The organism is Bradyrhizobium sp. USDA 4538, assembly GCF_024171045.1.
Taxonomy (GTDB): Bacteria; Pseudomonadota; Alphaproteobacteria; order Rhizobiales; family Xanthobacteraceae; genus Bradyrhizobium; species Bradyrhizobium australafricanum.
The window spans coordinates 5,629,856-5,642,872 of the sequence record NZ_JALJZE010000001.1 but is presented as its reverse complement, the minus strand read 5'-3'; the positions used below and the strand labels follow the sequence as shown (position 1 = coordinate 5,642,872).

General features: G+C 66.1%; 11 protein-coding genes. 7 read left to right on the top strand and 4 right to left on the bottom strand.

The genetic code is table 11. The features are described 5' to 3' along the window. Both J2R78_RS25505 and J2R78_RS25500 read right to left on the bottom strand, forming a co-directional pair. Positions 1 to 795 (bottom strand): SDR family oxidoreductase, encoded by a 795-nt coding sequence (locus tag J2R78_RS25505; RefSeq protein ID WP_092081736.1) that lies wholly within the window; start codon positions 793 to 795, stop codon positions 1 to 3. A 226-nt stretch (positions 796 to 1,021) separates the two neighbouring features. After that, on the bottom strand, positions 1,022 to 1,717 hold the full coding sequence (locus J2R78_RS25500; protein WP_057019273.1) for a hemolysin III family protein: 696 nt from the start codon (positions 1,715 to 1,717) through the stop codon (positions 1,022 to 1,024). Between the two features lie 194 nt (positions 1,718 to 1,911). On the opposite strand from J2R78_RS25500, the gene J2R78_RS25495 reads away from it, so the two are divergent. Both J2R78_RS25495 and J2R78_RS25490 read left to right on the top strand, forming a co-directional pair. Next, positions 1,912 to 3,375: a YcjX family protein gene (locus J2R78_RS25495; RefSeq protein WP_253607273.1), complete on the top strand. Its 1,464-nt coding sequence runs from the start codon at positions 1,912 to 1,914 to the stop codon at positions 3,373 to 3,375. After that, positions 3,372 to 4,403 (top strand): YcjF family protein, encoded by a 1,032-nt coding sequence (locus J2R78_RS25490; protein ID WP_253607272.1) that lies wholly within the window; start codon positions 3,372 to 3,374, stop codon positions 4,401 to 4,403. The genes J2R78_RS25495 and J2R78_RS25490 overlap by 4 nt, the downstream gene beginning before the upstream one ends. 115 nt (positions 4,404 to 4,518) lie before the next feature. Here the strand turns inward: J2R78_RS25490 and J2R78_RS25485 are convergent, their stop codons facing one another. Further along, positions 4,519 to 6,060, bottom strand: a complete 1,542-nt coding sequence (locus tag J2R78_RS25485) for a glycosyltransferase family 39 protein (RefSeq protein WP_253609911.1) — start codon at positions 6,058 to 6,060, stop codon at positions 4,519 to 4,521. A gap of 220 nt (positions 6,061 to 6,280) precedes the next feature. Here J2R78_RS25485 and J2R78_RS25480 point away from each other — a divergent pair, with 220 nt between their 5' ends. The 5 genes from J2R78_RS25480 to J2R78_RS25460 all read left to right on the top strand — a co-directional run bounded on the left by J2R78_RS25480 (position 6,281) and on the right by J2R78_RS25460 (position 10,631). After that, entirely contained in the window at positions 6,281 to 8,026 is a 1,746-nt protein-coding gene (locus tag J2R78_RS25480; protein ID WP_375167059.1) for an adenylate/guanylate cyclase domain-containing protein, read from the top strand. Positions 8,027 to 8,188: 162 nt separating this feature from the next. Further along, a complete protein-coding gene (locus J2R78_RS25475) occupies positions 8,189 to 8,416 on the top strand; it encodes a hypothetical protein (protein ID WP_253607271.1) in 228 nt (75 codons plus the stop codon). A 208-nt stretch (positions 8,417 to 8,624) separates the two neighbouring features. Beyond that, positions 8,625 to 9,824, top strand: coding sequence for a molybdopterin-dependent oxidoreductase (locus J2R78_RS25470; RefSeq protein ID WP_253607270.1), 1,200 nt, complete (start codon positions 8,625 to 8,627; stop codon positions 9,822 to 9,824). 11 nt (positions 9,825 to 9,835) lie between these two features. Then, positions 9,836 to 10,147, top strand: coding sequence for a cytochrome c (locus J2R78_RS25465; RefSeq protein ID WP_050386875.1), 312 nt, complete (start codon positions 9,836 to 9,838; stop codon positions 10,145 to 10,147). A gap of 283 nt (positions 10,148 to 10,430) precedes the next feature. Next, positions 10,431 to 10,631 (top strand): cold-shock protein, encoded by a 201-nt coding sequence (locus J2R78_RS25460; RefSeq protein ID WP_057019268.1) that lies wholly within the window; start codon positions 10,431 to 10,433, stop codon positions 10,629 to 10,631. A 211-nt stretch (positions 10,632 to 10,842) separates the two neighbouring features. Here the strand turns inward: J2R78_RS25460 and J2R78_RS25455 are convergent, their stop codons facing one another. Then, positions 10,843 to 12,915: a tetratricopeptide repeat protein gene (locus J2R78_RS25455; RefSeq protein ID WP_253607269.1), complete on the bottom strand. Its 2,073-nt coding sequence runs from the start codon at positions 12,913 to 12,915 to the stop codon at positions 10,843 to 10,845. Positions 12,916 to 13,017 lie beyond the last annotated feature (102 nt).

The following is a 13,017-nucleotide window of genomic DNA, read 5'->3' as shown; positions in this document are numbered from 1 at the left end:
TCACTTACCGTGCGCTTCCCGCATCTTGGCCTGGATCTTGGCCATGCCGCCAATCCAGCGATCGTAATTCTCGGTCTTCTTGCGCATGTAGCCGAGCACCTGCGGGTGCGGCAGGATCAGGAAGGTCTCCTGCTCGATGCCCTTGAGCGCATCCTGCGCGACCTGCTCGGCGGAAAGATCGCCGTCGCCGGATTGCGGGCCCTTCGGGATCGAGCGCAGCATGTTGGTGTCGACGCCCTGCGGGCAGAGGATCGAGACCTTGATGTTGTCGGCGCGGTGCGAGATCGCGAGGTTTTCCGCAAAGCCGACCGCGGCGTGCTTGGTGGTCGAGTAGGCCGGGCTGCCGACCTGCGACAAGAGGCCCGCGGCCGAGATCGTGTTGAGGAAATAGCCGCCGCCGCGCGCCTTCATGCGCGGCACCAGATGCCGCGCGGCATAGACATGCGCCATCACATGGATCGCCCAGCTCCGCGACCACGGCTCGTCCGAGGTGCCGCCGGCGTTCACCGACAGCGGATCGAAGCCGCCGCCGATGCCGGCATTGGAGCAGAACAGCGCGATCGGGCCGAACATGCGCTCGGTCTCGTCGATCACATGCAGGATGTTCTTCTCCTGCCCGACGTCGCATTTGAAGGCGGCACCACCGACCGTGGCCGCGACCTTCTCGGCCGCGCCATGATCGAGGTCGACGACCACGACCTTCGATGCGCCCGCGGCGTGGAACGCCTCGCACAGCGCTTTGCCGATGCCATTGCCACCGCCGGTGACCACCACAACCTTACCTGCCACCTGCATGGCCATCCTCCCGATATCTTTGCTCGTACGTTGTTGCCTTGCCCATGCTGCCCTGCGCCTTCCGTCATCCTGAGGAGCGCGACGCGCGTCTCGAAGGATGAACGGCCCGGCTGGTGGCCGTCGACCCTTCGAGACGCCGCTGCGCGGCTCCTCAGGGTGACGGTGTGAGGGCTGAATGCGCCTATCGCGAAACATGATAGCCCATTCGCCGCAGATGGCGAGAACTTCAGCTTGCCAACACCACGTCAAACACCGCCGTGTAGTGGCAGGCGGCCCCGAGCAGCACGAAGCAGTGCCAGATCGCGTTCTGGAAACGCAGCCGCCGCCAGGAGTGGAAGATCACGCCCAGGCTGTAGAGGATGCCGCCGGCCAGCACGAAGCCGAGCGCCATCGCCGGCAGCGCCTTCACGACGCGGTCGTAGAGCATGATGCCGCTCCAGCCCATCGCGAGATAAAGCCCGATCGAGAGCCGGTCGAAGCGGCCGGGATAGCGCAACTTCAGCCAGATCCCGACGATCGCCACGCACCACACCCCGACCAGCAGCGCGATCGCGAAGGTGCTGTCCTTCAGTTCCACGATGAACGGCGTGTAAGTCGCGGCGATCAGCAGATAGATCGCGGAATGGTCGAAGCGCCGCAGCACCCATTTGGCGCGCGACACCGGCCAGAGATTATAGGTCGCCGACAGCACCAGCATTGCAAGCAGGCCGGCGACATAGACCGACACCACGGCGATGTCGAACGGGCCGGCATAGACTGCGGTCAGCACGATCAGCGCGGTGGCGGCAACCAGCCCGAAAGCGACGCCGACGAGATGGACGACGCCGTCGGCGATCAGCTCGGCACGGTCGTAGTTCCACAGCGCGGCGCCGGCCGCGTGGATCGAGGTCGAGGCAAGTTGCTTCAGGCGGAAGACCGTCATGCAGGCTTTCCCGTGGGCCGATGGACGATGGGTAGCGCGGGTGGTCTGACGTGTTCAATTCCCCTGCCCCCCGACAACCCCTCGCCTGCAAAGGCGCCGGAAATGTGAAGCTTGATTTTGGCCCGATAATCGCCACCTTGCGGGTGATCGCCCGCCCCTTTTGGTCCCTCCTGCCGGGTTTTCGTTAACCCTCCATGCCCCCCAGCTTCACTGATATCGTCGAGGAAGCCCGTCTCTCGGCGCGGGCGCTGCTCGACTACGGCGAGGGGTTCTTCAACCCGACGGTGCGGCTCGGCGTCACCGGCCTGTCGCGCGCCGGCAAGACCGTGTTCATCACCGCGCTGGTGCACGGTTTGACCCGCGGCGGCCGCTTCCCGGTGTTCGAGGCCTATGCCTCGGGGCGGATCGCGCGCGCCTATCTCGCCCCGCAGCCCGACGATGCGGTGCCGCGCTTCGCCTATGAGAACCATGTCCGGACATTGGTCGAGGAGCGGCGCTGGCCGAACTCGACCACCGACATCTCCGAGCTCCGTCTCGTGATCGAGTATCAGCGGCAAAATGGCGCGGACCGCACGCTGACCCTCGATATCGTCGACTATCCCGGCGAGTGGCTGCTCGATCTGCCGCTGCTCAACAAGGGCTACGAGCAATGGTCGGCGGAGAGCCTTGCGCTGTCGCGCGAGCCGCTGCGCGCAAAACTCGCGGCACCCTGGCACGCCCATCTCGCGACGCTGAAGCCCGAAGCCAGAGAGGACGAGCAGGCCGCGCTCACCGAAGCACGCCTGTTCACCGACTATCTGCGCGCCTGCCGCGACGAGCGCTTCGCGATGAGCCTGTTGCCGCCCGGCCGCTTCCTGATGCCCGGCAATCTCGCCGACACGCCGGCACTGACCTTTGCACCGCTCGACGTGCCCGCAGGCGGCAGCGCGCCCGACGGCTCGCTGTGGGCGATGATGCGGCGGCGCTTCGAGGCCTACAAGGACGTCGTGGTGCGGCCGTTCTTCCGCGACCATTTCGCGCGGCTCGACCGCCAGATCGTGCTGGCCGATGCGCTCGCCGCATTCAATGCCGGCCCCGAGGCGCTGCACGATCTCGAGGCCGCACTCGCCGGCATTCTCGACTGCTTCCGGATCGGCCGCAGCACCATCCTGAGCGCGCTGTTCCGGCCGCGCATCGACCGCATCCTGTTCGCGGCAACCAAGGCTGACCATCTGCACCACCAGAGCCACGACCGGCTGGAGGCCGTGCTGCGGCGGATCGTGGCCAAGGCCGCCGAGCGCGCCGAATATGCCGGCGCCGATATCGACGTCGTCGCGCTCGCCGCGGTGCGCGCCACGCGCGAGGCGCAGGTCCAGCGCGGGCGCGACCGGCTGCCGTCGATCCTCGGCATGCCGGCGCCGGGCGAGGTCGCCAATGGCGAGCGGCTCGACGGCGAGACCGAGGTTGCGACCTTTCCGGGCGACCTGCCCGACAATCCGGAGGACCTGTTCGACGGCGGCTTCCGCGGTCTCTCAAGCTCGGACACCGAGGCCGCGGACTACCGCTTCCTGCGCTTCCGTCCGCCAAAGCTGGAACGAAACGGCGATGCAGAGCCGGCGCTGCCTCACATCCGCCTTGACCGCGCTCTCCAGTTCCTGATCGGAGACAGACTGCAATGAACGAGAAGACGCCCCCGCGGCGGCCGGCGACGTTCAAGCTCGACGATCCCGGCGTGGTCGTGATGGATCCGGACGACGGCAGCCGCCTCACCCGCGGCACGATCCAGATCGTGCCCGAGGCCGAGCCCGCGCAGCTCCCGGTCCCGGTCGATACGCCGCTGGTGCCGGCGCGCCGCGGCTTCCGCTGGGGCACACTGTTCTGGAGCGCGGTCGCGGGCCTCGTGGTGCTCGGCACCGGACTTGGCGTGATCAACCTGGTCGAGGACCTGTTCGCACGCAATGAAGGCCTCGGCGTCCTCGGGCTGGGACTCGCCGTCATCGCCGCGGTTGCGCTCGCCGTCGTGACCACGCGCGAGCTCGTCGGCCTGGCAAGGCTTGCGACGATCGAGAAGCTGCATCTGCGCGCCGCCGAGGTGCTGATCAGCGACGACCGGGCCGCGAGCCGCGCGATCGTTGCCGACCTGCTCAAGCTCGCGCACCAGACCCCGCAGCTCGCTCGCGCCCGCAGCGAGCTGCAGAGCCACACCGACGACATCATCGACGGCGCCGACATGATCCGCCTCGCCGAGCGCGAGCTGATGACACCGCTCGATGAGGAAGCGCGACGGCTCGTATCGACCGCCGCGCAGCGCGTCTCGGTCGTCACCGCGGTCAGCCCGCGCGCGCTGTTCGACGTGCTGTTCGTGTTCGTGGCGAGCTTGCGGATGATCCGGCAGCTGGCGCGGCTCTATGGCGGCCGGCCCGGCGCGCTCGGCATGATCCGCCTGCTGCGCCACGTCGTCGCGCATCTCGCCATCACCGGCGGCATGGCCGCCAGCGACAGCCTGATCCAGCAGATGCTCGGTCACGGCATCGCGGCAAAACTGTCACAACGCCTTGGCGAAGGCATGCTCAACGGCCTGTTGACCGCCCGGCTTGGCCTCGCCGCGATCGACGTCACCCGCCCGCTTCCCTTCAACGCCCTGCCGCGCCCGGCGCTGACGGATCTCGCGAAAGACCTGATCCGCAAGCGCGAGGAAGAGGAATGAGGTGCTTGCCTCGCCCCGCTTGCGGGGAGAGGCCGGAATTTTCGCGAAGCGCAAATTCCGGGTGAGGGGGAGTCTCCGCGAGACCAATTCTCGCCGTCCCCGTGGAGACTCCCCCTCATCCCGACCTTCGCAGAGCGAGCTCTGATCGTCTCGTCCCCGCAAGCGGGGAGAAGGAGGAGGCCAGCACCCGCCAGCGGAAGAAGGTGGTGTCCGGCGGCGGCGACAGATCGGGGGTCCAGCCGCTGATCTTCTCCAGCGCATAGGTGTCCATCACCATGCCGCGCCAGCTGCGCGTCACGCGCTCCAGCGGCTGGCGCACCGCTGATGTCTCGCTCCACAGCGGCAGATTGTTCTCGGGCTCGCGCCCGACATAAATGCCGGCGTGATCGCGGATCTTGCTCATGCCGGGATCGGCAAAGCCCTGGAAGCGGCCGCGCTCGTTGATTTCGATGACCGTCACCTTCCCGCGCAGCAACCAGCGCAGCATCGCATAGGTGCGGTAATCCGTGGTCGCGACCCAGGTCGCGCCGGTCGCCTCAACCTGCGCCAGCGTGCGCGCGGCCACCACATCGTAGCCTGCCTCGGTGCCGATCGGATCGGTGCGGCCGATCAGATTCCACGGCGCAAACATGTAATAGAGGAAGACGCAGACGACGAACACGATGCCTGATGTGATCGCGGTCCGCGCCCAATACACCGTCGATTTGACGAGCCCGACCGACCAGTCCTCGAACGGCATCCGCGTGACGTTGATCGCGACCGCCGCAAATCCGGCTGGCCACAAAAACATCGGCCAGGTGTCGCCGACCCGCAGCGTCAAGGACTTCCAGAGGAAGTAGATGAACGGCACCAAGACCGCGGTCGCCAGCAGGATCGCAACCGGCTCGCGCTTGCGATAGCCGCGCCATGCTGTCAGCGCGGTGCCGAACAGCGTCACCGGCAGCAGCACGAAGCCGACCAGGCCGAACTGCATGCCGACGAATTCGCCGACGGTGCGCAGCGTGAAGGCGCGCTCGGCGGTGGCGCGCACCGCCTGGAAGCGGAACGAGGCCCAGTCGTGCTCGGCATTCCAGATCAGCACCGGCGCGAACACGACGATCGCGATCAGCGCGGCAAGATACGGATACGGGCTGCGCAGCCAGCGCCAGCGCCAGTCCGGCACCAGCGCAAAGGCGAGCACCGCCGGCGCGAACATGATCGCGGTGAATTTCGACAGCAGCGCCAGCCCGGCAAACAGCCCCGCCGCGAGCCACCAGCGTCCGTCACCACTTTGCGCAAGCCGCACCAGCGACCACAGCATCGCCACCGAAAACGGGATCAGCGCCGTATCCGGCGCGACCTTGGCCATCAAGAGGCCGTAATACAGCGCCGCCTCCGGTAGCAGCAGCGCCAGCATCACGGCGCGGACGTTGTTGGCCGTCACGCGGCGGACGATGTCGGCGAGCAGGAGCTGGGTGGCCAGCATCGCGACGATGCCGCCGAGGCGGACGCCGAGATTGGTGTCGCCGAGGATCGCGGTGCCGAAGCGGATGAACCAGGCGACCATCGGGGGATGGTCGAGGAACGACAGCACGTTTTCCTTCGACCAGGTCCAGTAATAGGCCTCGTCGGTGCGCAGATCGAGCGCATGGGCGTAGACCAACCGCATCGCGGTCATGGCAACGATCACGGCGATGACGCCCCGCCAGTCCGGCGCGCGCGAACGGGCCGGCTTAACGCTGTTGTTATCGGCTCCAGGTTCGGCTTGGGCTATCGTCACGGCGCGCTTTTTGTTCGACTCTTAACGGAGTGTCAACGTGCCGCGCGGCCCGCTCTCACGGCTGGCCCGGACCCGCGGTGGTGTTCAGCGCGGGAATTAACCACTAGACTTGCCGATCATGAATCACATGGCCTCCCCCTCGCGCGAGCACTTGCAGGACATGGCCCGCGGTATCGGCCTGCGGCAGGTCCGCATCGTCACGGGGGCGATCATGTTCGCCTACCTGACCAGCCATTTCCTCAACCACGCGCTCGGCAATATCTCGACGCAGGCGCTGGCGATCGGGGTCTACTACCACACCGAGTTCTGGCAGTTCCTGCCGGTCGCGATCGTGTTCTACAGCGCCTGCCTGGTGCATACCGGGCTCGGCATCTGGGCACTCTATCAGCGCCGCGAGTTCCACTGGAAGGCGATCGAGCCGCTGCAACTCACGCTCGGCCTCAGCATCCCGATGCTGATCGTCGCCCACGTCGTCGGCGTACGGCTCGGCCAGACCCTGTACGGGCACGAGAAGCTCTACCCCCAGGAGCTGTACACCTTCTTCATCGCCTCGCCGAACCGGCTGTGGCAGATGCTGGCGGTGCTGGTGATCGCCTGGGTGCATGGCTGCATCGGCCTGTATTTCTGGCTGCGGCTGCGTCCGTTCTTCAAGCGCGCCGCGCCGTTCCTGCTCGCCGGAGCGGTGCTGATCCCGACTCTGGCGATGCTCGGCATCTACCAGGGCGGCCGCGCCACGATCGCGGATTATCAAGATGCCGACTGGCGGCGCGAGGAGCTGTCGGTGCAGAAGCTCGGAACCGCGGCGCAGGGGACCATGCTCGAGAAGATCACCGACGGGCTGACCATCGGCTATCTCGGCCTGCTCGGCCTCGTGCTGCTGGCGCGCGGCGCGCGGGCCCTGCTGGAGCGCAGCGGCGGCATGATCGCGCTGTCCTACGGCAACGGCCGCACGCTGCGGGTACCGAAGGGATTGAGCGTGCTGGAAGCAAGCCTGCGCTACAACGTGCCGCATGCGAGCGTCTGCGGCGGCCGCGCGCGCTGCTCGACCTGCCGCATCCGCATCATCGGCGACCACGCCGGATTGCCCGAGCCCTCGCCGCGCGAAGCCTTCGTGCTGCACCGGGTCGGCAATGACGATCCGTCGATCCGGCTGGCCTGCCAGTTGCGGCCCACCACCGACCTGAATTTCTTCCAGCTGTTCCTGCCGAGCACGACGTCGGCCAACGCACACGCCGCCAATCCGGCACGGGTCGGCCAGGAGCGCTATCTGGTCAGCATGTTCGTCGACATGCGCGGCTCGACGCAGCTCGCCGAGAAGCGGCTGCCGTTCGACACCGTGTTCATCGTCAACCGCTTCCTCGGCGCGGTATCGCAGGCGGTGCTGGAGGCAGGTGGCCGGCCCAACCAGTTCATCGGCGACGGCATGCTGGCGCTGTTCGGGCTTGCCACCGACCGGCAGGTGGCCTGCCGCCAGGCGTTGCGCGCGGCGGCGCTGATCGCAACCCATATCGACGAGCTGAACCAGTTCCTGAGCCACGATCTGCGCGAGCCGATCCGCTTCGGCATCGGCATCCATGGCGGCGAGGTGATCGTCGGCGATATCGGCTATCGCGACCACATGGTGTTCACGGCGCTCGGCGATGCCGTCAACGTCGCGGCACGGCTGCAGGACATGACCAAGGCGCTGGCCTGCGAGGCAATCATCTCGGACGAGGTGCGCGTCACCGCCGGGCTGGCCGACGATGCCCTGCCGGCGCAGGAGGTCGCGATCCGCGGCCGCAACGAGCCGATGACCGTGCGCACGGTCGAAAAGACGCAGCTCCTGTCGACGCTGGTCGACGACCGGCGTGCCGTCGCGGCCTGACCGGTTCATCTCCGCTTCAGCCCAATGTGACCTGCCGCACATCCGACGGTGCGTTCAGCAGAGATGCTCGAACGTGCCCGGTGCCGGATGCGACTGATTGGCGATGGGTAACACTGCAACCGCGCCGCGACAGAGCTCAACGCGCACCCGAAGGAGAAGACCATGCTTCGCAAAGTCACGCTCGCTCTCGCCACTGCCGCAACCCTCGGTGCCGCCGCGCTGGCGCCGACCGCAGCTTCCGCCAAGCCGTTCTTCTGGCATCCGCATCACCATCACTTCTGGGGTGGCCCGGGCGTTGCCGTCGGCTTCGTCGACTCCGGCTGCTACGCCACCCGCCTGGTGCTGACGCCCTACGGCTATCGCTATCGCACCGTGAACGTCTGCTACTGATCGAACGTTCTACTTGGATGGAAACGCCCCGGTCGTCGACGCGACCGGGGCTTTTCGTTGTTGCGACGCAACGCTGCGAAAGCTCAATTGACTTGCCGTTCCCCGGTGCGACATTTGGACAGCGCGCATTCCGCGATGCGAAGGCGCGCAAGGCAATCTGGGCCTGGTGATGACCGGCTCACGACAGAACAGCTTCGGAGGAAGCGGAATGCTCGATCGACGAGACTTGATGAAGCGCGCCGGATTGGCGGCTTTGGTGACGGGGCTGGGATCAAGGGGCGCACTCGCCCTCGACACCGTGACGCTACCCTTTGGCAATGGCGAGCGGCCGCTGGTGCGCTACCCGCAAAAGCGCCCGATGATCGGCCTGACCGCCCGCCCGCCGCAGCTGGAAACGCCGTTTGCGGTCTTCAACGACGGCCCGATCACGCCGAACAATGCGTTCTTCGTGCGCTATCACCTCGCCGACCTCCCCTACAATCTCGATCCGGACAAGTTCACGCTGGAGATCAAGGGCAAGGTCGACAAGCCGCTGAAGCTGTCGCTGAAGGACATCAGGAAGCTGAAGGCGACCGATATCGTTGCCGTCAACCAGTGCTCCGGCAACAGCCGCGGCTTCTTCAGTCCGCGCGTCGCCGGCGGCCAGCTCGGCAACGGCGCGATGGGCTGCGCGCGCTGGCACGGCGTGCCGCTGAAGACCGTGCTCGACATGGCCGGCGTGCAGGCCGGAGCCAAGCAGCTCACCTTCAACGGCATGGATGGTCCGGTCAGCGACAAGACGCCGGATTTCGTCAAGGCACTCGACATCGACCACGCACGCGACGGCGAGGTGATGCTGGCCTGGGGCATGAACGGCGAGGACCTGCCCTTCCTCAACGGCTTCCCGCTCCGCCTCGTGGTGCCCGGCTATTACGGCACCTATTGGGTGAAGCACCTCAACGAGATCACCGTGATCGACAACGTGTTCGAGGGCTTCTGGATGAAGTCCGCCTACCGGATACCGGATACGCCGAACAATGCGGTCGAGCCCGGCACCGCACCGAAGGCGACGATCCCGATCAATCGCTTCACGGTGCGCTCGTTCATCACCAGCGTTGCCGACGGCGCCAAGCTGAAGGCCGGCCGCACCATGCTGCGCGGCATTGCCTTCGACGGCGGTAAAGGCATCAAGGAGGTGATGGTCTCGACCGACGGCGGCAAGAGCTGGACGCCGGCCAAGCTCGGCAAGGACCTCGGCAAATACGCCTTCCGCGAATGGAAGTTGCCGGTGAAGCTCGCGGCCGGTCCCGCAGAGCTGAAGGTGCGCGCCACCAACAATGCCGGCGACACCCAGCCGATGGATCCGTTGTGGAATCCGGCCGGCTATCTGCGCAACGTCGTCGAAACCGTGCGCGTCACCGCAGCGTGAGGAGAAGCATCATGACCAGCAAGCTGCTTCCATCCCTCGCCGCGATCGCCGCGCTGTCGATCGGCGCTGCCATCGCCGCGCCCGTGAACTACACGGTCCCCGAGGAAACCGCGGCCTTCAAGCCGGGTCCCAACCTCGAGGTGGTGCAAAACAACTGCACCGCCTGCCACTCGGCCGACTACATCAAGACCCAACCGCAGGGCGAGAAGTTCAAGAAGGATTTTTGGCAGGCCGAGGTGACCAAGATGATCAAGGTCTACGGTGCGCCGATCGACGAAGCCGACGTCGGCAAGATCGTCGAATACCTCTCCGCGACCTATTGAGACGCCGCCGGTCGATCCCCGCGCGCCGGCCGAAAAGGCAGCGCGCGGGACGATCGATCCAGTTCGGTACACCGGAACCGATCCGTTTTTGCAGCGCATCAATTGACCACGAAACGGGCAATCCGGCGTAAAACCCCCGCAAAGCGGGTTGTTTCCGGTCAAAAACACACCGTCGTTTGATCTACCCAGCTTTTTTCAAACTGCTATCCTGTCGTTGCGGACAAGCCGGTTTTTGCGGGGACCGACTGGTCTGTTTTCGATTGATTCCGCGGAGACGACTGGAATGCCCAAAGGTACAGTGAAGTGGTTCAACCCGACCAAGGGTTATGGATTCATCCAGCCCGCATCGGGCGGCAAGGACATTTTCGTTCATATTTCAGCAGTTCAGAAGGCTGGCCTTCAGACCCTCAACGAAGGTCAGTCGGTTGAATACGAAGAGATTGCAAATCGCGGCAAGACGTCAGCCGAAAACCTCAAGGTCTAGCGTCACAGCGCCAGATCCGGCGGCGCACTCTCGGACGCCATCCGGGAGTGGGGGCCGATCCACACACCAGACAACGTGACGTTCGGCGGGGCGGGCACGATGCCCGCGCGCCATGGCGTTGAACTATATGGCGTTGAACTATTTCGGCGGCCACCGCTCGCGCGCCGACGACTACCTTTTGCGCCGGGAAGCGCGGCTGCGCATTGCAGCATCACAGGCACGTGCCGCTCTGGCCGTTGCCGCACGGCACCCGCTTCGACAGCTGCTGAACCTTGCGCTTCGACTCGGCCTGCGCCAGCACGTCGAACACGCTTGACGGGGTGAGCTGCGTGGCCTTGCGGAAGTCCTCGGTCGCCTTGTCGACATGGTTGAGCGCCTCATGCGCCTTGGCGCGGGCGAACAGGCCCTCAACCGTCTCCTTCTGCGCGATCGCCCGGTCGAGATCCTCGACCGCCTTGTCGTAGTTGCGCAACGCCGACCAAGTGATGCCGCGCAATGTCAGCGCCGGCTGATAATCGGGCCGCGCAGAGAGGATGAAGTTGAGATCCTTCATCGCGTTATCCGGCTTCTTCAGCCCGAGATAGGCCCGGGCGCGCAGCACATGCGGGAAAGCATCGTTGGGCGCCCGCGTGATGATCTGGTCGAAGGCGGCGATGGCGCGGTCGTACTGGGAGGAAGTCAGCATCGCGAGCCCGCGGCCGAGCTGTGCCGTCGGATTGTTCGGGCTTCGCTCCAGCACAGCGTCGATATCGACCAGTCCCTCATCTGCGCGGCCCTTGAGCATCAACGCGAGGCCGCGCCACGATTTGGCGATCAGATTGGTCGGCACCAGCGCCAGGGCCTGATCGAAATCCAGGAGCGCCTTGTCGAGCTGATTGAGGCCGATATGGGCGAGCCCACGCTCGGTGAAAGCGAGCGTCTCCTTGGGATTGAGCGAGATCGAATGATCGTAGTCGGCGAGCGCGTCCTGCACCTTGCCGGTGCCGGCCTTGACGAGGCCACGCGCCAGATAGGCCAACGAATTGTTCTGATCGAGCGTGATGGCACGGCCGGCGTCGGCCATCGCTTGATCGAACTGCCGCGTGCCGGCGGCATGGAGCGCGCGGGCCGCCAGCAGCTGCGGATCGTCCGGCTTGACCTTGAGCAGGGCATTGAGATCGTTGCGCGCGTCCGCCGACCGGCCGAGCTTTGAATAGGCCAGTGCACGCAGGCGCAGCGCAGCCTCGTTGCGGGGATCGCCGCCCAGCACCTGGGTGAGATTGGCAACGGCGCCTGCGTAGTTGCCCTGTGCGACGAGCTGCTTAGCCTGCTCGACCTGCTGGTTACCCGCCGCCGGCCCGGCTGGCCGCGCCGGCGGCGCGCCTGGAGCCGGTGCGGCCTGCGGCGGCGCGGCGCCGCCTGCTGCCTTGGCGAGTTCGGCCTGCATCGTGACCGCCTGCTGGCGCTGCTGCTGGATCTCCTTGTTGTCGGGAAGCACCGCCAACAACCGGTCGAAGTCGGCAATCGCGCGGGCATAGTCACCCTTGGCGCTGTAGAGCTGGGCACGGGCGAAATAAGCGTTGCGCTCGGCCTGCGGCGCCTGCGCGATCGCACGCGAGAAATCCTCGATCGCTTTATCCATGTCGCCCTTGCGGCGATGGGCCTGACCCCGCCAGTAGAATGCATTCGGCGTGCCGGCGTTGACGGCAATCGCGGTGTTGGCGTCGGCCACCGCCGCATCGGGCTGTCCGGTTTCGACATAGGCCCGCGCGCGCCCGACACGGGCAGCGGGAAGATCCTGCCGCAACGTGATCGCCTGGTCGTAATCCGAGATCGCATCGCTCCAGGCGTGCTGGTCGGCGCGCAGATTGCCGCGCGCCAGGAAGCCGAACGGGTTCTTCGGCTCGAGTTCGATCGCGCGATCGAAGTCGGCGCGGGCCTGATCCGCGCTACCCTTGCGTTGCTGGACATAGCCGCGCGCGATCAGCGCCGGCACGAATTGTCCATTCAGCTGCACCGCCGCATCGGCATCGCTGAGCGCCTGATCGATCTTGCCGCGCGCGATGTCAAATCGCGAGCGGCCGGTGAAGGCCTTGGTGCGGTCCTCCGTGGAGCGTGTGGTATCGTTGATGATGCCCGAGCACGCCGCCTCGGCCTTGTCCGTCGGCGGCCCGCTGCAATCCTCGACATCACCCGCACGGGCCGGGCCGGCGAGCACAGGCCAAAGCAGCAGCGCAAGCGCCAGCAGCTGTGGGAAACGAACGCCGCCGCTGGCGGCATCAATGCAGATCGAACGTGAACGCATGTGGTAGCCTCGGGTTGACCGAATGCTGCCGGTGTTAACGCGTCACTTGGTTCTTATGGTGATGGGGACTGAATGTATTTTTTGGAACCATGGAGTCCAGTT

Excerpts from the sequence above, each read along its gene's own strand:
- J2R78_RS25505 (WP_092081736.1), bottom strand. The coding sequence starts at position 795 with ATGCAGGTGGCAGGTAAGGTTGTGGTGGTCACCGGCGGTGGCAATGGC.
- J2R78_RS25500 (WP_057019273.1), bottom strand. The coding sequence starts at position 1,717 with ATGACGGTCTTCCGCCTGAAGCAACTTGCCTCGACCTCGATCCACGCG.
- J2R78_RS25495 (WP_253607273.1), top strand. The coding sequence starts at position 1,912 with ATGCCCCCCAGCTTCACTGATATCGTCGAGGAAGCCCGTCTCTCGGCG.
- J2R78_RS25490 (WP_253607272.1), top strand. The coding sequence starts at position 3,372 with ATGAACGAGAAGACGCCCCCGCGGCGGCCGGCGACGTTCAAGCTCGAC.
- J2R78_RS25485 (WP_253609911.1), bottom strand. The coding sequence starts at position 6,060 with ATGACCGCGATGCGGTTGGTCTACGCCCATGCGCTCGATCTGCGCACC.
- J2R78_RS25480 (WP_375167059.1), top strand. The coding sequence starts at position 6,281 with ATGAATCACATGGCCTCCCCCTCGCGCGAGCACTTGCAGGACATGGCC.
- J2R78_RS25475 (WP_253607271.1), top strand. The coding sequence starts at position 8,189 with ATGCTTCGCAAAGTCACGCTCGCTCTCGCCACTGCCGCAACCCTCGGT.
- J2R78_RS25470 (WP_253607270.1), top strand. The coding sequence starts at position 8,625 with ATGCTCGATCGACGAGACTTGATGAAGCGCGCCGGATTGGCGGCTTTG.
- J2R78_RS25465 (WP_050386875.1), top strand. The coding sequence starts at position 9,836 with ATGACCAGCAAGCTGCTTCCATCCCTCGCCGCGATCGCCGCGCTGTCG.
- J2R78_RS25460 (WP_057019268.1), top strand. The coding sequence starts at position 10,431 with ATGCCCAAAGGTACAGTGAAGTGGTTCAACCCGACCAAGGGTTATGGA.
- J2R78_RS25455 (WP_253607269.1), bottom strand. The coding sequence starts at position 12,915 with ATGCGTTCACGTTCGATCTGCATTGATGCCGCCAGCGGCGGCGTTCGT.